Consider the following 26,324-nt stretch of genomic DNA (forward strand, 5'->3'; position numbering starts at 1 on the left):
GACAAAAGTAAAGAACACTTTTGTCTCACGCTCTAAACACGTATAAACGGCGGAAGCAAAAGCCAAGATTTTTGATCCAATGAATACTTTCGATCACTTCGCCTATCCCAATACATGCCACTGCCGCTTTTCATCAAATGACGCGGCTTCCGTTTTTGCGGTTTCTACTAAAGTCTCTGGGTAATCCAAAACTTTCAGCAAGGCAATCGCATTTCGGGTCCTTGAAGGTCCTTCTTTTAATTTGAAATCAAAACTGATTCCTTTTCCTTCTGTTACTTGTTCTTCAAAGTGGACATTCTCACAATAATTCTTTAAAATCTCTGTCAATTCGATATCATGTGTGGCGACAAATGCTAAAGATGGATACTCCGCAAGCCACCGAACGACTGAAGCGGAAGAAGCAATCCGTTCGATCGTGTTTGTCCCTTTTAAAATCTCATCTACGAAGCAGTAACAGCGTTCTTTGGAAGCCACTTGGTCCAGCAAACGTTTGATCGATTTGATTTCTGAAACAAAATAACTATCGCCTTCAAATAAATCATCTTCGATTGCCATGGAAGTCAACACATGTCCAGGTTGCAGGATAAACTGTTCTGCAATCGCTGTTTGGATCGTCTGTGCTAGAATACAGCTGATAGCTATACTTTTGACATACGTAGATTTTCCTGATGAATTGGAACCCGTGACTAATGTATTCTTCTGCCAGTTGACTGGATTCACTACCGCTTCTTTTAACAATGGATGATAGATATCTTTCGCTGTCACACCGCCCTCAGTAAATTCCGGACGGCAAGTGATGGGCATATAAGTACGGTAATTCAATATTGCAGCAGCTACTTCTAATTCTCCCAGCAATTCCCACAGCTTGATGGCTTCAGTTGAATGTTTTTCTAATTTAGTGAGAACGAAATGATAGGAGATAAATGGCAGCATGAACATGATGTTGACATATTCAAAAATCAACTCTGCTTCACTCCCGCTCTTCATACGAAATGAAAAACCTAATTTAGGGATGTCTCTTAATGGTTTAGTTTGCTGTTTCAGCTCTTCTTGAAGTGGTGTCGGCAGTTTTGCTAACTGATTGGCGGCTGAAATCGTTGAAACCAAATAACTCATGCTATTCAGCTCTGTTTCTAGTGTTTGTTTCTTCACTAGATAATAGACCGTATTGAATACTAACCCACCGATTGCCAAATAGATTCCTAGTACTTGACCTAAAAGAAGCAAACCTACACCCACCAGCGGAAGCAAGCCAAGAAAAATAAATAAACCTACGCGTCCAATCTTTTTACTTTTTCCATCCGCTAGATATTGTTTTGCAAAATTATGATCTTTTTTTCCTAAACGAGCGAATTGATATTGGATTTTTTCTCTCAGTTGAGGATTTTCCTGATAAAAAGCAATCAGTTTTTCTAACTGCTGATCTTCGCCAAAATCAAAGCTGCGTAAACGTTGATACAACGCTTCTGAACCTACACTAGAATAGGTACTGTTGATCCCTTCGAATACTTCGAACATATCCAGGTCATACCAAGTAAGATCGTCGATTTCGCTATCCCATGAACGGAACTTCTTCTCCGTGAGCCATGCTTCCTTCAAGCTTTCTTCTTTATCAAATCTCGGTTGATAAGGAATTTTTCCCCATTTGCTACGAACTGTTTCCTTTAATTTCAAACGTGAAAAAATGTCTAAAATGACCAATAAAATAACAACTGCAATAATAATTGAAACGATAAATTCTCTTTGACCCATATCCCTCTCCGTTCCTTTATTTGTTAGCTTTAGTATAGCACTGTTGCGCTATTTGAAAAGGGGGTAAAAAAACACCTTTCAAAATAAAAGGTGTTTTTTCTTGTATATTACATATTTATCTCTCATTTATCAAAATTGACAAATAATCATAGGGAGGAATTGTTGTTAATTCTTGTTTATTCTCCAGTGCATTGACAACTGTCCCAAGGGAAAGGATAGCCTCAGGTACTATTTTTTCTTGTTCTGTTGGATTAGCTAAGCGAAGAACAAATCCTTGTTCATGAAAATAAGAAGGATAAATCGATGATACAATTAAGTCTTCAGGTAATTCAATCAATGAAAATTTACGAGGAACATCAAGTTCGTTTTGTAATGGCCAAATCTTGTTATCTAACCTGTGAATAAATACATTCAGTTTCTGCTTTTGATAAGAAATAGATTGTTCTAACCGTTTTTCTGCCTGTTTTGCCACTTTGAACTCATTAAATCTTCCTTCTTCTACATTAAATCCAAAAGTGACTTTATACTCACCTATTTCTTGAGCTAGCGGTGTTTCCATCATGACATGCCCTTCATTTGTCGTATCTCCTGAAGCTCGCCCAGGTCGCCAAGCAAGATTAGGTTTTCCAAGTTCCCCTGTTGTTGAAAATAAGGTTATGATCAATTGATTTTCTATACGTTCATACTCTTTTAAACCATCTGCATAAAAAGTAAAATAATGATCATTTTCTGCCACAGAGACACTCTTATCGAATATTTCTAAATTAACAGGTTTCTCTACCATAGTTTCTGACCAATCCGGAGGAATGACATCAGGGGTATTTTCAATAAATCCGTTTTGAATTTGTGCAATTGATTTTTCAGATTTATCTAAAACATTAATTGCTAAGCGCATACGATGCGAGTAAACAGTATTATGAATTTTGAGTGTGCCTTCAACGATTTGACTTTCTCCCAGACTGAACGATATTTCATAAGATATTTCTTCCATTTCGGGTTTTTCAGATAAACGATCTTTTAAATTTTTAGGAAGTTGAGCTTTTCCGTAAACCACTAATGTTTCTTGTAAAGAATCTTTATATACTTTAGCTGTTTCAAATTTTAGAGATAGTTCTGTATCTCCTTCTAATGGTGAATAATCATACGTATCGCCATCATTTGCTGAATCGATCAAATGAACGAAATCAAGATATTGTCTATCTCCAACTATCAAATTCAAGTGCCCATCCTTAAAAGAAAGTTTATATTTATTGTTACTTATCTCAGTTTTGTCTATCTCGATTGCTGTTTCTAATTTTTCATTATTTTTCTCAAATTCAACAACAGTGTATCCTAGCGCTGGCACATTTACATTTATTTTTATGTCAAGTTCATAATAAGCTGGTTCATCAAAATATTCGAAACCTGTAGCAATCATCCGATAAGCATTTTTCCGTTCTGGAAAATAAACTTCTTTTTCAATGATATTATAGGGACTGCCTTTGAAATGTATTTTCTTTGAATCAGCTACTACATGCACGATTTTCGATCCACTATAATTCTCAGTCGTTGTGTTGAAAACAAGGACTTCATTCGATTTTAGCTTTAATGCATCAGCCATCCGTTTTACAATAAGGTTTTCGATTCCGTCGGCTATCTCATTAGCTTCTTTGATCCGATGGAAAATATCTTCCGCAACATTATCTGAAACACAGCCACCAATACTATCATGAGCCTGGTTTTGCAAAATCTTTTTCCATAACCGACGAAGTAGGCCTTTACTGATATGGATACCATTTCTTTCTGCAATCAGCATGAGCGGCTCAACTCGTTTTAAAATTTTTTGTTCCAATTTAAAATTTTCTATTTTCATTTTTGTTCTTACTGAGCCAATCGAACGATGAACACGAGAGTAAACCGGCTGACGAAGTTCACCTTTATATTCAGGTAATTCTTTTTTATTTTTGATAACTTCTACATAAGAAGGATAATCTGAAATAATATTGTGGAATTTACTGTATTTATTCAACTTCTCTACGACTTGATCAAAATTTAAAATCATTGACTTTTGATCTACACCCGAAGGTACTAAAATATCTTTGTTTTTTCCTTGCATATGAAGCATTTCAACTGCTTCATCCAACTTTTCTTTTGCAAATTCAGGAATATCTTTAATTGCGTCTAAGGTCATCATTCCAGTCATATAACCAAATGGAAAATTCATGGCATAAACAAATTTATCTCCTAATCCTTTCCAGATAAAGTAAGGAGATGGAACCATCGTTTCAAAGTTTAATCCTCGCCAACACATGAAATTATCGATTTCTACTTGATGCAAAAGTGTAGGCAAATTCGCATTGAACCCAAACGTGTCAGGCAAATACCCTACCATCATTGGATCTCCATATTTAAGGATCGTATCACTGATCCCAATCATTAAGTTTCTTAAAATTGATTCAGCATCCACTAATAAGGCATCTGTTTGTGCATACCACGGTCCCACAAATAGTTGTCCTGTTTTCATCAGTCGTTGGATAACCTTAAGCTTTTGCGGATTGATCTCCAAATACTCATCGACGATTGAAGTTTGTCCATCTAAACAAAAGTTTACTTTAGGGTTCCTTTCCAATTCATCTAGAACTTCAGTAAAGACCTGATCAGACAATACGATGGCATCTTCATTTGTAAAATACCATTCTCTGTCCCAGTGCGTGTGTTGAATTATATGTGCATTGACCATGTCAGATTCCCCTACTTTCCTTCTTCTACTGAATTTACTTGTTGTTCTTTTTTATACTTGATGGATTTTAGTGCATTGACCATTAACGCTGTAACCACTCCCCCAATAACAATTGATACTAAATATAGAGGTATATTCGTAACAAAAGGAATTGCCATAAAGGTTGAAAGCATTGTTTCTTGAGTAACACCAAAAAATCCATTTAGACCACATGCTACTGCAGTGCCCACCACGATGCTTGGTATTACTCGTAAAGGATCTTTCACGGCAAACGGGATCGTCCCTTCAGTAATCCCAACAAGGCCCATAATCATAGCTGTCTTTGCATTATCTCGTTCTGATTCATCATAAAGTTTTTTGTTTAAAATTGTTGCTAAAAACATTCCAAATGGCGGAATAGCAATACCTAATAACATGGCTGTACTAGGTCCAAAGCTTCCGCTTGAAAAAGAAGCAACCCCAAAAGCATATGCAATTTTATTGATAGGTCCTCCCATATCAAACGCCATCATTCCTCCTAAAATAGCCGACATCAAAGCAGCATTTGCTCCTGACATGCCTTCTAGCCAATTAGTCAGTCCTGTTGTCATTGCTTGAATAGGCGTAGCTAGTACATACCATAATATGATTCCAACAACTAATGTAGTAACAAAAGGAATCAGCATAATTGATTTTAGACTAATAACTTGCATCGGTACTTTTACTTTTTTCAATGCATTAGCTAAATAGCCACAAGCTAATCCAGCAACCATTCCTCCAATAAATCCCATACCAAGATTTTGACACATCATCCCAGTGATAAAAGCTGGTGCTAGACCGGGACGGTCAGCAATTGAATATGCGATATAGGCTGAAATCATCGGTACAATAAACTGTAATCCCGTCTGACCAATCATTCGCAGGACTCCCCAGAATTATCCGTCTGGTCCCAAACACCTGTGCCACCAAAAATGACTGCAATAGAAGTTAGTAACCCTGCTGCTACGACAAGCGGGATCATATAGGAAACCCCACTTTGGAAATGATTTAAAATTTCTCTTCCTTGTTTCTTGAATTCCATTAGTAACTCCCCCACGATACATTTTTTATTTGTTAATTAATGCAATTGCTTCATCAATCGTCTCTTCACCATCTTTTACTACCTCTGAGGTTCCTACTGTTAAAATCGGTTTACCATCAAAGCGACCTCGTTCTGAAACATTTGTATCTACTGCAAATATGACAACATCTGCCTCGGAAACATCCGAAATTGAAAGTTTGTTTTCTATCCCCATAGCCCCCTGTGTTTCTACTTTAATATCTAACCCTTTCTTCTTCGCAAACTTTTCTAAATTAGCTTTTGCCATATAAGTATGGGCAATCCCTGCGATACATGCTGTTACTGCTACTATTTTTGTCATATGAAATTCCTCCTTTTAAAATGATAGAGCTTTTACCAATTCTTTTTTATTTCTCGAATCTTTTATTCTTTTAACAAACTCGTCATCCATCAATCTTCCAGATAATTCTGCTAAAATACGTAAATGATTAGTACCTTTATCAGTGTCTTTTATTGCTAACAAAAAGACGAGATCAACTGGTTGATCATCTAATGCGCCCCATTCAACAGACCGCTTTAACTTGGCTACAGCCACTGTTGATTCAATTACTGCTAGGCTTTTGCCATGAGGAATGGCGATATTTTTCCCAATTCCTGTGGTCATATGGTTTTCTCTGTCAAATACGTCTTTTTGAAATTGTTTGTGGTCAGACACAAACCCATTAGTCTCTAACAATTTCGATAATTTTTCGACTACACTTTTTTTATCAGATGCATTTAAATCTATCACTATATTATTTATATTGATTTTTTCACTGATCATTTATAAGCCTTCTTTCAATATATAAACTAATTTTTCAAACGACGAACTCGTTTTTAAATTTGCTAATAACTCATGATTCGAAGCGATTTCATTGAATGTTTCATAAATTTTATTCAATTCAGGTTTTACTTTTTCATTAAGTGCAAAAAAGAAAACAGAATGAACAAGTGTCCCATCCCAATCAATTCCTTCTGGATTAACGTAGACACAGATTACTGGTTTTTTTATAAAATCTACTTCGATATGCGGCATAGCAAAATCATTCATCGCTGTTGAAGATAGTTTTTCTCTTTTGATTGCTCCCTCTAGTATCCCTTCTTTCGCGTAATTTTCTTTTACCAATTTTTTGGTAATTATATTTAAAACGTTCACTTGATTATCCTTTATTTGGTGGGTAAAAAAGCAAAATCGTTTATCTAATAAATTTAGAAAAGCATCTTCTGTTTGTTCATTTAACTGTAGATACTGTTTTACTTTTCTGACATCTGCCCCTAACATCAAAGGACTAACAACAATAACAGGAAAATTTGTATTTTCAATCGGAATCGTGCTTATAACAAGTTCATCAGTGACTTTTCGATCTTGTAGTTCATTGATGCTTAGTACATCTTTTATCTCAACCATATCTGCAAAACCGTTATTTATTCTTTGCTCTAATAATTTTGATGTTCCATATCCGCTACTACAAACTAATATCACTTTCGTTTTGTCAGGTTTGTAACGATCCAAAAGTGATTGAACATGGAGTGTTACGTAAGCGATTTCATCTTCATTGAAATGTATACAGAATCTCTCTTCGATTTCCTCTAATAAATCCACACTTATCATAAATGACCTTTTAAAAGAATATTTGATTTTGTCCGTATAAGGATTATAGATATTTACTCCCAATTTGAGTCTTTTAACTGCTGCATTGAGATGTAATACTAGATTATTGATCAATTCTTCATCAGGATAAAATTCATTTAATTTAGTTCTTACTAGCTCTTGTAGCTCAACACCCATATCTAAATAGGAAAGCTTCGTTTGATCTAAGTCGTGATTCATAGCATTTTTTTCAATCGAAGTAATGTGGATGTCAACATAAGCTTGTTCATCTATTGGCACAATAATTGAAAATGCTTTTTCAATCATTTTGATTAAAATAAGTGTGTTCTCTGAGATTTCTTCTTCAGAATTATTACTACGTGATAAGAAATTGCTTGTTTCAATCCTTTCTATCGCAATAGCAAGGTGGATAGCTAAAGTTTGAAATTCATAATCTGTAAATTTCAATTGTGTCTTATTCATGTATCGATTAAGCAATTCGGCTACTTTTTTCAATATGTCCTTATTTAAGAAATTATTTGCTTCACCAATGAAATTAATATTCAAGTCTAAGAGATCTGTTTTACTGTTAGATGCTGTAAAGCCACCCCAATAATAGTTCACAACTTCTGACATCAACCTTCTTTTACTTTTTTCATCAGCTTTGATGCGCACGCCATTTCGATCTGAAACTAAGGACATCCCATGCTTGTTTAGTCTTTTTCTAACATCTTTCATTGTGCTTTCTACCGTCGACCTGCTCACGTATAATTCGTCAGCAAGATTTTGAATCTTTAGAGAATCATTAGTATTCAATAATTTAGCAAACACATAAGTTAGACGGTCCTCCGGAGAGTCTGCGATATTGATTTTATAACTGGATAATAAATTTCGAAGTGTTTCTTTTTTTCCAATAAGCGAAACGCCTTTTTTAGGTTGGACCAACATTTGTACATCTGGCATTTTTTGGATTATTTCTTTCAAAATTAAAATATCTTTGCTAATTGTTTTCGTAGATACATATAATTGTTCTGATAATTCTTTGTAAGTTGTGTGCTCATTTTCAATCAAAAAGTATAGTATTTTCATTTGCCGTTCGCTAAATTCGATGCCCATTATCTTCACCTCCTGAATACAGCTTAAGTGTACAATTATTATCTCTATTTTCATACAGAAGAAAGTTCTTGATTAATGTAGAAGTTTCTAATATTCTTGATTATTTCAAATCAATAAAAAAGCCTGCAATATTTATATCACAGGCTTTTTTCTCTATTAAATATATATAAGATAATACATTTTTCTACTAGTTCTCACTAATCTTGTATAATTAAACCCTCCGCAACTTGACGGAGATGGAGAAGATGCCCCCGTCTAATTTAGCGGTCATCTCTCCTCTCATTCCTTCCACCAATTTTTTTGACAGGTAAAGCCCGATTCCGCTAGATTCCGTATTTGTGCGGCTGGTATTTTCTGTATAAAAACGCTGGAAAACTTTTTTACTCTCTTCAATCTTGATAATCATAATCAATTGAATTATAGCTTCTCTTGCTAACTTTAACAACTCAATAGTTAGCTCTTCAAAATCATTAAAGCTAATATTATAGGCAAATTCATCTAATCTGCTACTTTCTTTATTTAAATTTAACTCGTAATAGTCTAAAATTTTTAGATACCTATGCTCCATAGCATTCCTTACACCAGATATTTTTTTTAATACTGGATCAATATGTTTATCACCATACACTGTTTTGTTTCTTAAATCTTTGTATATCCACCACAACCCATTCAAAGCATAATTTTCTCTTTGAATTTTTTGGATTTCCTTCCTCCTTTTTTGATTTCTCACATCTTTGTACCATAGATTTACAAAACTAATAACATCATCGGATATGCCCAATTTTAAGTACTTATTTAGAAAATAAGCAAGTTTATCAAATATTGAATATATGCTTCGATACGCAGCTTTTACTTTTTCAATTCCTATTCCATATACTGGGTAGTCAAGAGTATCCACTAAATATACATCCTTATCAGAATAATGTAGCGTTCTATCAGTCAATCCTTCATAAATCCAAAATCTTGCAGATACATATTCTTGTTTAATTTGATTAAAAATACCATGATACCTCGGAAACCACGTATTATCTATATCTTCTACTATTCCAGGTAAGTGTAATGGATCATAGCCAACTTCCATTTCCAAAAAAAGATCATTCAATTGATTGAGTGCTACTCCATTAGCCCCAACCCATGATCTATAGTTCTCTTCTTCCTCAGACATATTCTCTATAGGTTCTAAAAAGTCCGTTAAAGAAAAATCAATCTTTAAATAATCTAAACTGACACTACTTTTAATCCCATTTAAATATTTATAGAAAAGTACCTGTGCCATTTCCTTTTCAGGAAACGTTACTTTCTCATCTAAAACACTTTCCAGTAAATGAAATGCATAACAAAACATAATATGCCTATGGCTCTCATCAAAATAAGAATAGTCTACTATTTTTAAAGCTAAATTTCCAACTGCCATAGGAAAGTTCATTTCTAAAACTTCATTCAAATTATTAATTGATTTTACATATCTACCACACTGAGAAAGTATGTTTCCATAATTAACAGTTAGTTGTAGAAAGAGTCCGTCTATATAAGTTTTTGAAATTATAGAAGATTCATCGTCCATTATCAATTCATCATAGCCTAACAAACATAAATCTTTTGCTGTTCTATATAAATAAAGACACCGTTCATAAGTTTGCTCTTTAGTGTCTATATTTTCATTTTTGGGCAAAATATCCATTAAACTAGTAGCTGAACAATATAAATAACTGGCTTTTATCATCGTGTCTAGTTCTTCTTCATGACCTAAATTAAAACAAATTTCACTCAATTTTAGAGATTTATCAATATCTCCAGAATCAAGAGCTTGATCGCATTCTAATTGCATAATTCGTAATTTCTGATTTTCCCACCAATTTCCGATTTAAACCTCCTCCTTAAGATAAGATGCTATTTCTCTACTATCCTAATAATCTCTGATATATCATCAATCTCTAACGCATCCGCGATTCTTTCAATGTGTTCTAAATAAATTTTCTGTCTTTTTCCATTTGCCAAATTGCTTAAATTTGATGGCTCAATTCCCGATAATCTTGCGAGCTCTCTTAAAGACATTTGTCGTTCTGCTAATAAATCGTTGATTAGCACTTCCACTTTTCTACCACCTTCATTTTCGTTCATTTGTATTTCCTCCCCCGTGTTGTCTATATAAACATGGTATAGTATAATAATTTTAGATTGTTGTTCAAATAGACATGGGTTTTATAAAATAGCAGGAGGTACCCTTATGACATCGAAAAATGAAAATAAAGAATTACTGACAAAGAAGAATCAACCGATTAAAACCATTACTCAACAAGATATCAATGCGCTAGAAATAACGCTTGAGCAACTTCAATCATGGTCATCAATACTAGAGGTATTAAACAAATTTTTCGATTGTGAAAAAGAACCAATTAATAAGAAAAATATTATTCAGAAATACCATGCAAATGCCCAAATATTCAAAATCTTTCTCAATGACTTTCTACAACGTACTGAGAGTTTAGAAAAACAGCTTGAAAAGTTAAAAACTAGAGAAAAGGTTAAAATTTATGAAAAATGAGGTAGCTAAAAAGTATTTTTTTTTGACTATTTCGTTTCAATATTCATCTCATTTATTTGCACCTAAAAACACACAAAAAAAAGACACTTTCCAAAACTTGGAAAGTGCCAGAAAAGTTAGGATCAAGGTAACTGCGCTCAGCATTGCTTCGCCCAGTACGATTCTCGTAACTCGTGAACTCGAACGATAATCGCAATTAACGTTTTGAGAATTGTGATGCTTTACGAGCTTTTTTAAGACCTGGTTTTTTACGTTCGACCATACGTGCGTCACGTGTAAGCAAGCCAGCACGTTTAAGCGCTAAACGGAAGTCAGGATCAACTTCTAGCAATGCACGAGCGATACCATGACGGATAGCTCCTGATTGTCCAGCGTATCCTCCGCCGTTTACGTTAACAAATACGTCATATGCGCCTTTTGTTTCAGTAACAGCGAAAGGTTGATTGATTACTTCACGCAAGTCAGCATGTGGAATGTATTCTTCAACATCTTTTTTATTTACAGTAATTTTACCAGTTCCTGGTACTAGACGTACGCGAGCAACTGCGTTTTTACGACGGCCTGTGCCGATATATTGAACTTGTGCCAATGAAATTCCCTCCTATTAGATTAAGTTTGTGATGTCTAAAACTTCTGGTTGTTGTGCTGCATGTGGATGTTCTGCTCCACCGTATACGTTCAATTTTGTAAATTGTTTGCGGCCTAAAGTGTTTTTAGGAAGCATACCTTTTACAGAAGTTTCGATCAAACGACGAGAATTTTTAGCACGCAATTCGCCAGCAGTGATTGATTTCAATCCTCCTGGGTAGTTGCTGTGACGGTAATAAATTTTGTCAGTCGCTTTTTTACCTGTTAATTTCACTTTGTCTGCATTGATGACGATGACGAAATCGCCAGTATCCAAATGAGGTGTGAAAGTTGGTTTATTTTTACCACGTAGTACAGATGCAACAACTGTTGAAAGACGTCCCAATGGAACATCAGTTGCGTCTACTACATACCATTTACGTTCTACTTCGCCTGGTTTGGCCATATATGTTGTACGCACGTTATTTTCCTCCAATTTAAGTTCTGATGTTTGACATACACTTCGAGTTTCCGGGGCTCTTTGTGGGGCAAACAATACCATTTAACATATTACCCGCTAATCTAGTCAATGTCAACGTTTTTCTGCTTGATTGAAAAATTTATATGAAACTTTACTTCTTTTTCTTTCTTTTATATAAAAGGGTCGTTTCCTGCCAAAATGAAAAACAAAAAGGACGCTGAACTATCAAGTTCTGCGTCCTTTTTTCGGTCAAGTTCAACAAAGTTTTTACGCGTCGATCTCTGGCGCTTTGCCTAGATGAGCTTGGATCATCCAGATACGTTTTTCTGTGGCTGTTTTGAATTCGATAAAGATATCTTGTGTTGGATCGTCGCCTTCTTCTCCAGAAACTTCGATTCCTTTTTGGTAAAGATCTGCTAGATAACGGTAGCCTGCAACAAGTGTTTCCAAACGTTCAGGAATCGTGCGGTCCCAACGTCCTACTTCATCAGGGATTTTCGTGTTATCTGCAAATTCACGTAATGTAGAATAAGGTGAACCGTCTAATGTGATCAAGCGTTCGGATACTTCATCTAACTGAGCGTTCAAATCGTCCATGAACTCATCCATCATTGGGTGCAATGTAAGGAAACCTGGTCCTCTCATGTACCAATGTGTTTGGTGAACAACAACAGACATTTGGCTTAGATCTGCAACTAATTGATTTAATACTTCTTTGGTTTGTTGGAATTTCATCTTTCTTGCCTCCTAACATTTTCTTACACTTAAAATAATAGTAGACTTTCAATGAAAAGTACAACAAAATCCTTTACCTGAGAACGATTTTCATTTCGCTTTTTTATCCGTAAAGCCAATCATTTTTCAGAATCAGCTAATTCTTCTCGCAGTTCAGCAAATTGCTGATAAGTCTGTGCTAAATGCTTTTGTGTCGAAACAAATAATGGATAGATTTTCTGATATTTTTTATGATCGTTTTCTTGTACTCCGACTTGCGCTTTCAATTCTATCAATTCCTGTGCTTCACTGATACTTTGAATCTTTCCGATGCTTCGCCAGCCTAAAATCACAGCTCCTAATGCGGATGCTTCTGTGACAGTAGGGAAAACAAGCGGGTAACCCAGTACATCAGCCATCATCTGACGAAAAATCGGAGATTGAGCAAAACCGCCTGTAGCACGGATCTCTGTGAGCTGATTTTCTTGGCAAACTCCTTTTAAAATTCGATAAAGGTTGAGACAGATCCCTTCTAGAATCGCCTTCATCATTTCTTTTTCTGTATGTTGCCGCTGCAAGCCGATAAAACTGCCAAACGCATCTGCGTCCCAAAGCGGTGCTCGCTCGCCAAGCAAATAGGGATGAAAAATCAGACCATTGGCACCTGCTGGCACAAAAGCAATAGCCGAAAGCAGTGCATCATATGGATTTTCGCCTTTTTCTTTAGCAGATTGAACGACTTCCTGTAAAAATGTGTGCCCTGCCCAATCAAAGATGCCAGCACCATTGCTAGTCGCTCCTCCCACTACCCAATGTTTCTGATCCAGAACATAACAAAACGTCTCCATTTCTGGATGGAACTGAGGCTGAGTAGTAATAAAACGAAGTGCTCCGCTCGTTCCTACAGTCAAAGCGGCAATCGTATCACCAAAAGCGCCTAACCCTAGATTAGAAAGCGGCCCGTCTGCCCCTCCCAAAACAAATGATATATCATTTGGCAAACCTAGTTCTGCTGCTGTTTCTGACGGTAGACCTGTTACTTGATAGGTGGAAGGAAACACTTGCGGCAATTGTTCTGTTCGAATGCCCAAGTAGTCAAGCACTTCTTCTGCCCATTGGAATTCATGGATGTCAAAGTATCCAGTTCCTGAAGCTGTTCCGTAATCGCTGATGAGTTCGCCAAACAATCTATAAAAGATATAGTCTTTGATACCGGCAAAATAAGCAGTTTTTTTGAATAATTCAGGTTGGCTGTTTTGCAGCCACTTGATTTTGTTCAATGGTGTCATTGGATGGATCGGTGTCCCAGTCTGCCGATAAAATTCTTTGCCAAGCACGGTATATTTCAGTTTTTCTGCTTCGTCCGCTGCTCGGTTATCTGCCCAAGTGATCATTCGAGATAACGGTGTTTTCTCTTCATCCAACAATATCAGGCTATGCATCGCAGAGGAGAAGGAGACAAATTGAATGGTCGTGTCTGAAGGCAACTGTTTAATTACTTCTTTTATAACGGTGCAGACGCCTTGAAAGATCAATTCCTGATCTTGTTCTGCCATCCCTTGTGTTTCTTGGATCAAAGGGTAGCGAAAATAAGCGGATGCTGCTTCTTGGGCTTCATCTGTGAAAGCAACTGCTTTGGTTTGTGTGGTTCCGATATCTAATCCGATTGAAACGTTCATTTTTTCACCTCAAATTTTATGTATGTACAAAAATTTAGTTTAAGCTTGCGTATCTTGGTTTTGAAAAGGGGGAGATGGCGTGTTACTTTATTTTATCATTGGTTGCTGTATTGGGTCATTTTTATGTTTAACCGCCCAGCGGATTCCGTTAGGTCACTCTATTATTTATCCTAGATCCCATTGTGTCAAATGCTGTCGTTCGCTTTCTTGGTATGAATTGATTCCGATTCTCTCGATCATCGTCCAACGTTTTCGCTGCCGCTATTGCCGGTGTCGGTTGCCCTTCTACTATTTGCTGGCAGAAGTCTTATGTGGTGGTCTTTTTGTCTGGTTCTTTACTTTTTCTTCCGCAAGAAATTTTTCGACGTTCATTTGGGTGCTTTCGGCTTTGCTATTTTCGTTGATAGACTTGTTTTACTTCATGGTCCATTCTCACACGCTATTCTGCTCCTGGGCTGTCTTATGGATTTTTTGGTTGCAGGCCGGCGTTTTCCAATGGCACAGTATGTTGTTAACGTTCATCGTAGGCGCTGTATGCCTTCGCTATGGTCAATCCTGTCTCGGAGCTGGCGATACTCTGTTGGTGCTTTCTTGGAGTGGGGGCTTGCCTCTGGAAGAGTTGCTTCGGGTCTTGTTTCTGGCTAGCCTGTTTGGAATATCCTTTTTTTCTGTTTACTTTATCTGTCATAAAAAAAAGTTGGAAAAGCTGCCTTTCATTCCTTTTTTGAGTAGTGCCTTGCTGATCGTCCTTCATTTTAGGTATTGAAAAAAGGTTGTGACAAACGACTTGTCACAACCTCTGATATACGGTGTTCCAGAAGTAGCTTTTTCGGCTTCTTATTTTTTGCCGCCCCAATGTCGACGAATGAAACCGGCACGTCCAGAACCTTCTCGATAAAGATTGTAATGGAGCTTGTTTTTCTTGTAATAATCCTGATGGTAATCTTCTGCAGGATAAAATTCGCTTCTTGGTTCGATTTTTGTCACGATCGGCTTATCGAATCGCCCGCTGTCTTGCAATGCTTGTTTTGAACGCTCTGCAATGTTTCGTTCTTCTTCATCACTATAGTAGATCACTGGTCGATAAGAATCACCACGATCAGCGAACTGTCCTAACGCGTCAGTCGGATCGGTTTGCTGCCAATAGATTTCCACCAACTGATCATAAGAAATAACTTCTGGGTCATATTCGATCTCTACGGCTTCTGTATGCCCTGTTGTGCCTGTTGTTACTTGTTCGTAAGTTGGATTTGGTACATGCCCGCCTGTATAACCGGATGTCACAGAAATGATCCCTGGCTGCTCTTCAAATGGTTTGACCATACACCAAAAGCATCCGCCTGCGAAAACTGCTTTTTTTGTCATATAAAATCCCCCTTTTTTCTCATCATACCTGTTTTATAGATAATTAAAATTATTTTGCTTGTTTTTACCCCCTCCCGGTATTTTAGCAGATTTTTCTTCATTTTCCTTCTCTTTTAATTGGTTGTGGATAACTATAAGGTTTGTATTAAACTATTTTTTCCACAGGCAAGAAAAAGTTGTCTTTTCAGCCACGTTGTGTATAAGTTTTATATGGTATGCTTATTCCAAAATTATGTACCTTTATTTTTTCATGCGAATAAACAAATCCATGTTATCGGAGGGATAACTATGCCTAAAGCAAAAAGAAAACATTCAGATACATCCACTGACTTTATTGCATTTGATGAACTATTAACTAAAGCGAACAAAAAAATAAAAACGCCCCCTGTAACTTCCCACGAATTTGATTCTCATTCAAAGGATGATGCTCTAACTCTCCTAGAAGATGAGAAGCAACTCGTTAATGAACTAGCTTCAGTTATTCCAAATTCACCTGAACATTCGCCATTTGAGGAGTCATTTTCATCTCCACCTATTGACATCTTTGGGGAAGGTTATCGTTTCCATAACTTAATGGAGCACGAGTCTCTCACAAGAGAGGAGCGACAATTTATTGATGAACCATTGCCCGATCCAATCTTCCATCAACAAACGAACGAAGAACCCATCTCGCCTACTGAGCCAGGACCTTCCTTTGTTGTGGATGGACAAAAAACGAGCAATCTAGTAGAAGGAAATGATGGAAATAACGCTTATCAGCTTTTGTATGAGACATTTGGTCCTATTCCTTCTAGAGAAGGAAAGAATAAAAGACTATCACAAGAATTGCGTAATCAAATCGAACACGCATTAACAATGCCTGATATTAAACAAAGTCAAATTGCCACATTTTTTGGCGTATCCTCATGTTTAGTAAGCAATATATACCTCAAACAACTTGCAGAAGGTGATGCTCAAAATCATACATATCAAGTCTTATACAAGGAATTCGGCGAAATTTCCAGAAAAAGAGAAAAAAGGGGTTTATCACAGAAATTACGCGAACAGATCACACATGCATTAACATTGCCTAATCTTAGTCAAAGGCAGATTGCCGCATTTTTTGGCGTGTCTAACTTTACAGTAAATAATATATACCAAAAACATTTTGAAGAAGACTATGATGAAAAAATGACCCATCAGCTTTTTCATGGGAAATTCGGAAAAATTTCCAGAGAAAAAAATCAAAGGATACCACAAAAATTACGTAATCAAATCGAAGAAGCATTAACAATACCCTATACTAAACAAAAACATGTGGCAACATTTTTTGGCGTATCCCTAACTACAGTAAAAGAAATAAAACAAAAAGTGAAACGCAGTAAACAGTTAGCTGACATAGCAAAACCTGTAGCTTCAAGATCATCTCCTACTCTTTCTTCTAACCAAACAGATGAGAGGTAAACTACTTCATATAAGCAAAAAAAGGGAGTGTGACAAAAAACTTGTCACACTCCCTTTTTCCGAATAAACGGTGTTCAATCAGCTGACCGTCGGTATTAGCTCAACAAACGGCAAAATATGAGGAACTATTTTTTCGTTTATTTCTCTAATACTCAGGTCAAAACGCTGATTTCACAACCTCTTATACACGATGTTCCAGAAGTAACTTCTGTCACAACCTCTATTTTGTTTGATTGTTCATTGCGTCTTCTGCAGCCATTTGCGCTTCAATATCTGAAATACTGTAGACATTTTCACTTGCTACACCGACTTCTTTTGGTTCCATGTCACGGTAACGTTGCATACCAGTACCAGCTGGGATGATCTTACCGATAATAACATTTTCTTTCAAACCAAGAAGAGGATCTTTCTTACCGCGGATCGCAGCATCCGTCAAGACACGAGTTGTTTCTTGGAATGATGCAGCAGATAAGAAACTATTTGTTTCTAATGATGCTTTTGTGATACCTAGCAAGACTGGTCGAGAAGTTGCAGGAACGCCTCCTGAGACTAGCGTATTGTAGTTTTGATCTTTAAAGTCTGCGATGTCTAATAATGTACCTGGCAAGATATCTGTATCTCCTGGATCCATTACACGAACTTTACGCAGCATTTGACGAACCATTACTTCGATATGCTTGTCGCCGATTTCTACCCCTTGCATACGGTAAACACGTTGTACTTCACGAAGCAAGTAGTTTTCAACAGATAATACATCGCGGACTTGCAACAATTGTTTTGGATCGATTGATCCTTCTGTCAATGGTGCACCACGGTGGATCATATCGCCTTCTGCTACTTTCATACGTGCTGTATAAGGAACAGTATACGTACGTGTATCTGTTTTTCCTTTGATTGTTACTTCTTTGGTACGTGTTGCAGGATCTTCTGAGATATCGATGACATCCCCTGTTACTTCTGTGATCACTGCTTGCCCTTTCGGATTACGTGCTTCAAAGATTTCTTGGACACGAGGAAGACCTTGAGTGATATCGTCTCCGGCAACCCCACCCGTATGGAATGTACGCATCGTCAACTGAGTACCAGGTTCACCGATTGATTGAGCGGCGATCGTACCAACTGCTTCGCCGACTTCAACGTCAGAGCCAGTTGCAAGGTTGCGTCCGTAACAATGTTTGCAGACACCATGTTTTGTATTACATGTGAAGACAGAACGGATCGTCACTGTTTCGACACCTGCATCAACGATTTGTTTTGAGATGTCTTCGGAAATCAATTGGTTTCCTGCGATGATCAATTCATTTGTTTCAGGATGACGTACTTCTTTACGAGTGTAACGTCCCACTAAACGATCTTCTAATGATTCGATGATTTCATTTCCTTCACGGATTGCTTGGATCTCAAGACCTCGGTCAGTACCGCAATCTTCTTCACGAATGATTACATCTTGAGCCACATCAACCAGACGACGAGTCAAGTAGCCTGAATCGGCAGTCTTCAAGGCTGTATCGGTCATCCCTTTACGAGCCCCGTGAGTTGAGATAAACATTTCCAAGACAGATAGTCCTTCACGGAAGTTTGAAATGATTGGCAATTCCATGATTCGACCATTAGGAGCGGCCATCAAACCACGCATTCCGGCAAGCTGTGTAAAGTTGGAAATGTTCCCACGAGCTCCAGAATCAGACATCATGAAGATTGGGTTTTTCGCTTCCAAACCTTCCATCAGTTTTTGTTGGATGCTGTCTTTTGCAGCGTTCCAAACAGCAATGACACGTTCATAACGCTCGTCATCTGTAATCAGACCACGACGGAATTGTTTTGTAATAGTTTCAACTTGTTTATGGGCATTTTCAATAATTTCTTGTTTTTCATTCAGTACACTGATGTCAGCGATCCCTACTGTGATACCGGCATGTGTTGAATGTTTGTACCCTAAGTCTTTCATACGGTCAAGCATCTTAGAAGTTTCTGTTACTTTGAATCGTTTGAAGACTTCTGCGATGATGTTCCCTAAGTTTTTCTTCTTGAACGGTAATACTAATTCTTGCTCTTTGATATGTGCAGGAATATCCGTACCAGCTTCAACAAAGTATTTGTCCGGTGTTTGGACGGTCAAGTTGAAGTCTGTTGGTTCATTCAGATAAGGGAATTCAGGAGGCATGATCTCGTTGAAAATGATCTTACCAACTGTTGTGATCATCGTACGTTCTTTTTGCCATTCAGTAAATGGTTTTTCACCTAATGAGTTAGGGTTCACACCGATACGTGAATGTAAATGAACGTATCCGTTGCGCCATGCGATAACAGCTTCGTTTTGATCTCTGAAGACCATTCCTTCGCCTTCGCGTCCTTCTTCTTCCATTGTCAAGTAGTAGTTACCTAGAACCATATCTTGAGAAGGAGTAACAACTGGTTTACCATCTTTAGGATTCAAGATGTTTTGAGCAGCTAACATCAACATACGTGCTTCTGCTTGTGCTTCTTCATTCAATGGCACGTGGACAGCCATTTGGTCTCCATCGAAATCGGCATTATAAGCTTCACATACAAGTGGATGCAAACGGATTGCGCGTCCTTGTACTAAAACTGGTTCGAATGCTTGGATACCAAGTCGGTGAAGCGTAGGTGCCCGGTTCAGCAATACTGGGTGTTCCTTGATTACGTCTTCTAAGACATCCCATACTTCGTCTTCTTGACGTTCGATTTTACGTTTCGCATTTTTGATGTTTGAAGCTAGTTCACGTTGAACAAGCTCACGCATCACGAATGGTTTGAATAATTCGATGGCCATTTCTTTTGGAAGTCCACATTGGTACATCTTCAAGAAAGGTCCAACAACGATAACGGAACGACCGGAGTAGTCCACACGTTTACCTAGCAAGTTTTGACGGAAACGACCTTGTTTCCCTTTCAACATATGAGAAAGAGATTTCAATGGGCGGTTACCTGGTCCAGTTACTGGACGTCCGCGACGACCGTTATCGATCAATGCATCTACTGCTTCTTGCAACATGCGTTTTTCGTTTTGAACGATGATTCCAGGTGCGTTCAAGTCTAATAAACGTTTCAAACGGTTATTACGGTTGATGACACGACGGTAAAGATCATTCAAGTCACTTGTTGCAAAACGTCCACCTTCTAATTGAACCATTGGGCGCAAATCTGGTGGAATAACAGGGATAACATCCATAACCATCCAGCTTGGTTGATTTCCTGAAGCGCGGAATGCTTCTAAAATATCCAAACGGCGGATCGCACGTGTACGTTTTTGTCCTTGTGCAGATTTCAATTCTTCTTTCAATTCGGCTGCTTCTGCATCTAGATCAACATTATCAAGTAATTGTTTGATCGCTTCTGCACCCATAGCAGCTTGGAACTCTTGTCCATATTGTTCACGTTTTTCGCGGTATTCGCGTTCTGTCAACAATTGTTTTTTCTCTAAATTCGTGTTTCCTGGTTCGATAACCACATATGAAGCAAAATAAATGATTTCTTCCAAAGCGCGTGGGCTCATGTCTAATACAAGTCCCATACGTGAAGGAATCCCTTTAAAGTACCAGATATGTGAAACAGGAGCTGCTAATTCAATATGTCCCATGCGTTCACGGCGAACTTTCGAACGAGTCACTTCCACTCCGCATCGATCACAAACGATTCCTTTATAACGGATACGTTTGTATTTTCCGCAGGCACATTCCCAGTCTTTTGTAGGACCAAAAATCCGCTCACAGAACAACCCTTCGCGTTCAGGTTTTAAGGTACGATAGTTAATCGTCTCAGGTTTTTTTACTTCACCGTAAGACCAGCTTCTGATTTTTTCGGGAGAAGCCAAACCTATTTGCATACTTTCGAATTTATTTACATCGATCAAAAGGGGTTCCCTCCATTTCATTTAATGGCAAACCGCAAGACGGCTGATCTTCGACCGCCTTGCAGCTCATAGACCGGATTAGTCTAAATTATCTTCTGCGGTTTCAAAGTTTTGGATGACATCGTCTCTTTCATCTTCCACTTGTTCAGCAGCTTTCTTTTCTAATTCTTTGGCAGTTTGCTGTTCGGCAAATTTTGTCAAAGCATCAACAGTGATCAAATCGTCGTCTTCATCGTCCATGTCGCGAAGTTCGATCTCTGTCTCTTCGATATCCAAGACACGCATGTCCAGACCTAGTGATTGCAATTCTTTCACCAATACGCGGAAGGATTCCGGTACACCTGGTTTTGGAATTGGTTCACCTTTGACGATTGCTTCGTATGTTTTCACACGTCCGACTACGTCATCTGATTTGTATGTCAAGATTTCTTGTAAAGTATAAGCCGCACCGTAAGCTTCCAGTGCCCATACTTCCATTTCACCAAAACGTTGTCCACCAAATTGAGCTTTACCTCCCAATGGTTGTTGTGTAACCAATGAGTAAGGTCCTATTGAACGTGCATGCAATTTGTCATCGACCATGTGAGCAAGTTTGATCATGTACATCACACCGACAGACACACGTCCGTCAAATGGTTCACCTGTACGTCCGTCGTACAGAACAGTTTTCGCATCGCTGGCCATACCGGCTTCACGAACTGTTTCCCATACGTCTTCATCACTTGCACCATCGAATACTGGCGTTGCTACGTGGATACCTAACTGACGTGCAGCCATACCCAAGTGTAATTCCAATACTTGTCCGATGTTCATACGTGAAGGCACCCCTAAAGGATTCAGCATGATATCGATTGGTGTTCCGTCAGGTAGGAATGGCATATCTTCTTCCGGCATAATACGGGATACAACCCCTTTATTTCCGTGACGACCGGCCATTTTATCCCCTTCATGGATTTTACGTTTTTGAACGATATAAACACGAACTAACATGTTTACGCCTGGTGACAATTCATCTCCAGCTTCACGAGTAAAGATTTTCACATCGTGAACGATCCCGCCGCCGCCATGCGGTACACGTAATGATGTATCGCGGACTTCACGAGCTTTTTCGCCAAAGATCGCATGCAATAGACGTTCTTCTGCAGATAATTCTGTTACCCCTTTTGGCGTGACTTTCCCTACAAGCAAATCGCCATCTTGGACTTCTGCACCGATACGGATAATACCCATTTCGTCTAAATCTTTCAATGCGTCTTCCCCGACATTAGGGATTTCGCGTGTGATTTCTTCAGGTCCTAATTTTGTATCGCGGGCTTCTGATTCATATTCTTCAATATGAATAGAAGTGTATACGTCATCTTTTACCAAACGACGGCTCATGATGATCGCATCTTCATAGTTGTACCCTTCCCAAGTCATGAAACCAACTAAAACGTTTTGACCTAGAGCCATTTCGCCTTGTTCCATAGATGGTCCGTCTGCCAGAGTATCTCCTTTTTCGACTTTCTCACCCAAATGAACGATTGGACGTTGGTTGTAGCTTGTTCCGGAGTTTGAACGACGGAATTTTGTCACATCGTATTTATCTAATGCACCGTTGTCGCGGCGTACACGGATTTCAGAAGCATCAACGTATTCAACGACACCGTCATGTTTACATAACAAAGCAGCTCCTGAGTCATGCGCTGATTTGTATTCCATACCAGTACCAACCCATGGTGCTTGAGGATTGATCAACGGCACTGCTTGACGCTGCATGTTGGCACCCATCAAGGCACGGTTGGAGTCATCGTTTTCCAAGAAAGGAATACATGCTGTCGCAACGGCAACTACTTGTTTAGGTGATACGTCCATGTAGTCTACTTTATCAATAGATACTTCTAAGTTTTCACTTTGAGCACGCGCCATAACAACGTCTTGAGCAAATGTTCCATCTTCATTCAATGGGCTGTTTGCTTGGGCTACGATGTAATGGTCTTCGATATCTGCTGTCAAGTAGTCGATTTGGTCAGTAACCCGACCTGTTTCGCGGTCTACACGACGATAAGGTGTTTCGATAAATCCGAATTTATTTACTTTCGCATAACTGGACAAACTATTGATCAACCCGATGTTTGGGCCTTCAGGAGTTTCGATCGGACACATACGGCCATAGTGGGAGTAGTGAACGTCACGAACTTCATAACCGGCACGGTCACGAGTCAATCCGCCAGGTCCTAAGGCTGAAAGACGACGTTTGTGTGTCAATTCGCCAAGAGGATTTGTTTGATCCATGAACTGTGACAACTGAGAAGAACCAAAGAATTCTTTGATACTTGCCACAACTGGACGGATATTGATCAATTGTTGAGGTGTCAATGTTTCAGTATCTTGGATCGACATTCTTTCACGAACCACACGTTCCATACGTGCTAGCCCGATACGGAATTGGTTTTGTAAAAGTTCACCGACTGAACGGATACGACGATTTCCTAAGTGGTCGATATCATCGACATTGCCGATACCTTCCATCAAGTTCAAGAAATAGCTCATTGAAGCAATGATGTCGGCTGGACGAACTGTTTTTACAGCTGCTTCTGGATAGCCGTTTCCGATCACGTTCACTTCACGTTCAGGATCTCTTGGTGAAAATACTTTGATGACTTGGACAGTCATTGGATCTGTGACCACACCATCTTCTGATGGATAGTAAGTCACTGAATTTAGACCGTTATCAATAAAAGGAGCTAATGTTTCCATGACTTGGTGAGTCAGAACTGTTCCTTTTTCAACGATGATCTCGCCTGTTTCTGGATCAACTAATGTTTCAGCTAATGTCAGATTCAATAGACGTGTTTTCAAATCTAATTTTTTGTTTACTTTGTAACGACCAACGTTTGCTAAGTCGTAACGTTTTGGATCGAAGAAACGAGCATTCAGCAAGTTACGTGAGCTGTCTGCTGTTTTTGGTTCGCCTGGACGCAAACGTTCGTAAACGTCTTTCAAACCTTCTTCTGTTCTTGAGTCGCTTGCGTTTTTATGCAAGTCTTTTTCGACTGTATTGCGTAATGTTTCGCTGTCGCCGAAGATTTCAAAGATCGTATCATCGGAACCAAATCCTAACGCACGAACTAATACGGTTAAAGGAATCTTACGTGTACGGTCGATACGTACATAAGAGATGTCTTTTGCATCAGTTTCCATCTCTAGCCAAGCGCCACGGTTAGGGATAACAGTAGAACCGAATCCTTCTTTTCCGTTTTTATCGACTTTTCCATGGAAATAGACACCTGGTGAACGGACTAACTGAGAAACGATTACTCGCTCTGCCCCGTTGATGATGAATGTTCCTTGTTCTGTCATTAATGGGAAATCACCGAAGAATACTTCTTGTGCTTTGATTTCGCCAGTCTCGCGGTTTGTCAAACGCAATGTTACATGTAATGGTGCAGAGTAGTTTGCATCATGCGCACGAGCTTCTGCTACTGTATACTTTGGTTCTTTCAATTCATAATCTACAAATTCCAAAGATAGATTGCCATTGAAGTCATCGATTGGCAAAATGTCTTCAAACATTTCTCTAAGTCCCTCATCTAAGAACCATTGGTAAGAGTCTGTTTGAATTTCGATCAAATTTGGTAATTCCAACACTTCACTGATTCTTGCGAAACTTCTACGTTCGCGATGTTTTCCGTATTTTACTACGTGTCCAGCCAAGCTCTTCACCCCTCTAAAATGTCATTCAAAAAGACTACCCGATCAATTGTTACAATAATATTTCAAATATTATTTTTAGGCAACAACAGACATTTTTTGCGGCTTTTAGGCAAAAAAAAACCAAAAATAGAACATTCTCTTGAAACCTTACTTCGTGAGCTTCTACTTTTGTTTCCTTATATTAAAGCCGAAACGGACAATATTTCGTTTCTGCCTTTTCTTCATCAGATAGTTTTTGCAACTTCATATACTACACTTATTTTCTATAAAAGTCAACACTTCCTGGCGTTTCTTCTGCTTTTTCGCAATATTTTCTTAATGTTTTCAATTTTATGTTTTCAATTATCTGACAATTCTTAATTGACAGACCATTTTTTCTCGGTTATACTTTAGAAAATTCATTTTGTGGAGGAACTTCTATGCGAACCAATATCAAGCAAATCGTACCAACACAACTGAATAACTTTTACTTTAGCTACTTTAGATAGGTTTGTATTCATCATGATGGATACAAACGTTAAACGACAGTTTGTATCTATGATGGCTAAAGAACTTTGTATTGCAGCAAAAAGCCACGTAGACAAAATGCTAAGTGGCTGAGCAGTGAAAATACAAAGTAAAAGTATCAAGCATTCTACTTTTCAATTTATTTTCCGACTTTTCAATCCATTTGGACATTTTGTCTGAATGGATTTTTTGTTTCCCAAAATTAAGGAGGAAAAAGAAATGAAAAAAAACATATTAATTGGATTAGGCGCTGCTCTGCTACTAGCTTGAGGAGGTTGCGCACAAAAAGACAATTCCGCAGAGGCATCAGATGGACAAAAAACAATTGGCGTATTGCAACTTGTACAACATAACTCGTTAGACGCTGCCTATAAAGGATTTAAAGAAGGATTAGCAGAAGAAGGGTATAAAGAAGGCGATAATCTAACAATCGATTATCAAAATGCCCAAAACAATCAAGACAACCTGAAAAGCATGAGTGAGAAGCTCGTCAAAGAAGATCCTGATTTGCTACTTGGGATCGCCACCCCAGCAGCACAATCTTTATTAAATGAAACAACCACTATCCCGATGACTGTCACAGCGGTCACAGACTTGGAACAAGCTCATTTAGTCACATCCAATGAAAAACCTGGCGGCAATGTGACTGGCACGACAGATATGGTGCCAATCGAAAAACAAATCGGCTTACTGTTAACTATCGTGCCAGACGCCAAAACAATCGGCATCATGTATAACAACGATGAAGCAAACTCTAAGATCCAAGCTGATTTGGCAGAAAAAGAATTGAAAAAAGCGGGCGTCAAAGTCAAAGTACTGACAGCAAATTCCACAAATGATGTCCAACAAGTGACGAAAAGTCTAGCTAAAGATGTAGACGGAATCTATATTCCTACTGATAACACGTTCGCAAGTGCGGCAAGTGTTGTCGGTGAAGTCGCAAAAGAAACAAAAACACCTGTCGTTGCTGGCGCAGTTGATCAAGTCAAAGACGGCGGTCTAGCAACAGTAGGGATCGACTACGAAAGCTTGGGCAAACAAACGGGGATCATGGCAGCAAAAATCTTAGACGGCAAGAAGCCAAGTGAACTTCCTGTCGAAACAGCAAATGATTTGGAACTGTATGTCAATAAAGACATGGCCAAAGCATTAGGTATCAATCCAGACAGCATCAAAGAAGCTGAATAAAACACAGGA

General features: G+C 38.3%; 16 protein-coding genes and 4 pseudogenes. 4 read left to right on the top strand and 16 right to left on the bottom strand.

The genetic code is table 11. From position 1 onward, the window contains the following. Positions 1–102: 102 nt before the first annotated feature. The 9 genes and pseudogenes from IGK53_RS12365 to IGK53_RS12405 form a co-directional block, all read right to left on the bottom strand. Entirely contained in the window at positions 103–1,752 is a 1,650-nt protein-coding gene (locus tag IGK53_RS12365; RefSeq protein WP_002329807.1) for a MutS-related protein, read from the bottom strand. A 115-nt stretch (positions 1,753–1,867) separates the two neighbouring features. Beyond that, on the bottom strand, positions 1,868–4,471 hold the full coding sequence (locus IGK53_RS12370) for a hypothetical protein (RefSeq protein WP_002329806.1): 2,604 nt from the start codon (positions 4,469–4,471) through the stop codon (positions 1,868–1,870). 11 nt (positions 4,472–4,482) lie between these two features. Continuing rightward, positions 4,483–5,531, bottom strand: a pseudogene (locus tag IGK53_RS12375) (PTS fructose transporter subunit IIC). A gap of 25 nt (positions 5,532–5,556) precedes the next feature. Beyond that, positions 5,557–5,871 (bottom strand): PTS fructose transporter subunit IIB, encoded by a 315-nt coding sequence (locus tag IGK53_RS12380; RefSeq protein WP_002302516.1) that lies wholly within the window; start codon positions 5,869–5,871, stop codon positions 5,557–5,559. Between the two features lie 15 nt (positions 5,872–5,886). Beyond that, a complete protein-coding gene (locus IGK53_RS12385; protein ID WP_002302514.1) occupies positions 5,887–6,333 on the bottom strand; it encodes a PTS sugar transporter subunit IIA in 447 nt (148 codons plus the stop codon). After that, a complete protein-coding gene (locus tag IGK53_RS12390) occupies positions 6,334–8,256 on the bottom strand; it encodes a BglG family transcription antiterminator (RefSeq protein ID WP_002329805.1) in 1,923 nt (640 codons plus the stop codon). A gap of 211 nt (positions 8,257–8,467) precedes the next feature. After that, a pseudogene (locus IGK53_RS12395) lies at positions 8,468–8,638 on the bottom strand (ATP-binding protein); the annotation flags it as partial. A gap of 18 nt (positions 8,639–8,656) precedes the next feature. Then, positions 8,657–10,084 (bottom strand): annotated as a pseudogene (locus IGK53_RS12400) (LA2681 family HEPN domain-containing protein); the annotation flags it as partial. Positions 10,085–10,146: 62 nt separating this feature from the next. After that, positions 10,147–10,377: a helix-turn-helix domain-containing protein gene (locus IGK53_RS12405; protein ID WP_002329803.1), complete on the bottom strand. Its 231-nt coding sequence runs from the start codon at positions 10,375–10,377 to the stop codon at positions 10,147–10,149. Positions 10,378–10,483: 106 nt separating this feature from the next. Here IGK53_RS12405 and IGK53_RS12410 point away from each other — a divergent pair, with 106 nt between their 5' ends. Then, positions 10,484–10,801 (top strand): hypothetical protein, encoded by a 318-nt coding sequence (locus tag IGK53_RS12410; RefSeq protein ID WP_002329802.1) that lies wholly within the window; start codon positions 10,484–10,486, stop codon positions 10,799–10,801. A gap of 196 nt (positions 10,802–10,997) precedes the next feature. Here the strand turns inward: IGK53_RS12410 and rpsI are convergent, their stop codons facing one another. From rpsI to IGK53_RS12430, 4 genes are all read right to left on the bottom strand, one after another. Continuing rightward, positions 10,998–11,390: a 30S ribosomal protein S9 gene (rpsI, locus tag IGK53_RS12415; RefSeq protein WP_002287505.1), complete on the bottom strand. Its 393-nt coding sequence runs from the start codon at positions 11,388–11,390 to the stop codon at positions 10,998–11,000. Positions 11,391–11,405: 15 nt separating this feature from the next. Further along, a complete protein-coding gene (gene rplM, locus IGK53_RS12420) occupies positions 11,406–11,834 on the bottom strand; it encodes a 50S ribosomal protein L13 (RefSeq protein WP_002323724.1) in 429 nt (142 codons plus the stop codon). 282 nt (positions 11,835–12,116) lie between these two features. Beyond that, positions 12,117–12,584 (bottom strand): Dps family protein, encoded by a 468-nt coding sequence (locus IGK53_RS12425; protein WP_002310545.1) that lies wholly within the window; start codon positions 12,582–12,584, stop codon positions 12,117–12,119. Positions 12,585–12,703: 119 nt separating this feature from the next. After that, positions 12,704–14,242 carry a gluconokinase gene (locus IGK53_RS12430; protein WP_002329800.1) on the bottom strand — a complete coding sequence of 513 codons (1,539 nt, stop codon included), beginning with the start codon at positions 14,240–14,242 and terminating at the stop codon, positions 12,704–12,706. Positions 14,243–14,321: 79 nt separating this feature from the next. Between IGK53_RS12430 and IGK53_RS12435 the strand changes: the two genes are divergently transcribed. Beyond that, complete coding sequence (locus tag IGK53_RS12435; protein WP_430604824.1) at positions 14,322–15,008, top strand: prepilin peptidase; 687 nt, start codon at positions 14,322–14,324, stop codon at positions 15,006–15,008. Between the two features lie 71 nt (positions 15,009–15,079). On the opposite strand, the gene msrA is transcribed toward IGK53_RS12435, so the two are convergent. Then, the gene (gene msrA / locus IGK53_RS12440; protein ID WP_002329798.1) at positions 15,080–15,607 is read right to left on the bottom strand and encodes a peptide-methionine (S)-S-oxide reductase MsrA; all 528 of its coding nucleotides are present in this window, start codon (positions 15,605–15,607) and stop codon (positions 15,080–15,082) included. Positions 15,608–15,895: 288 nt separating this feature from the next. Here msrA and IGK53_RS12445 point away from each other — a divergent pair, with 288 nt between their 5' ends. After that, positions 15,896–17,050, top strand: coding sequence for a hypothetical protein (locus IGK53_RS12445; RefSeq protein ID WP_002329797.1), 1,155 nt, complete (start codon positions 15,896–15,898; stop codon positions 17,048–17,050). Between the two features lie 220 nt (positions 17,051–17,270). Here the strand turns inward: IGK53_RS12445 and rpoC are convergent, their stop codons facing one another. Together rpoC and rpoB are read right to left on the bottom strand one after the other, a co-directional pair. After that, on the bottom strand, positions 17,271–20,924 hold the full coding sequence (rpoC, locus tag IGK53_RS12450; protein ID WP_002329796.1) for a DNA-directed RNA polymerase subunit beta': 3,654 nt from the start codon (positions 20,922–20,924) through the stop codon (positions 17,271–17,273). A 78-nt stretch (positions 20,925–21,002) separates the two neighbouring features. Beyond that, positions 21,003–24,620 (bottom strand): DNA-directed RNA polymerase subunit beta, encoded by a 3,618-nt coding sequence (gene rpoB, locus IGK53_RS12455; RefSeq protein WP_002310550.1) that lies wholly within the window; start codon positions 24,618–24,620, stop codon positions 21,003–21,005. A 726-nt stretch (positions 24,621–25,346) separates the two neighbouring features. Between rpoB and IGK53_RS12460 the strand changes: the two are divergent. Further along, a pseudogene (locus IGK53_RS12460) lies at positions 25,347–26,315 on the top strand (ABC transporter substrate-binding protein). Positions 26,316–26,324: the final 9 nt, after the last annotated feature.

It is taken from the genome of Enterococcus sp. DIV1224 (genome assembly GCF_050555455.1).
In the GTDB taxonomy this organism is placed as follows: domain Bacteria; phylum Bacillota; class Bacilli; order Lactobacillales; family Enterococcaceae; genus Enterococcus_B; species Enterococcus_B lactis.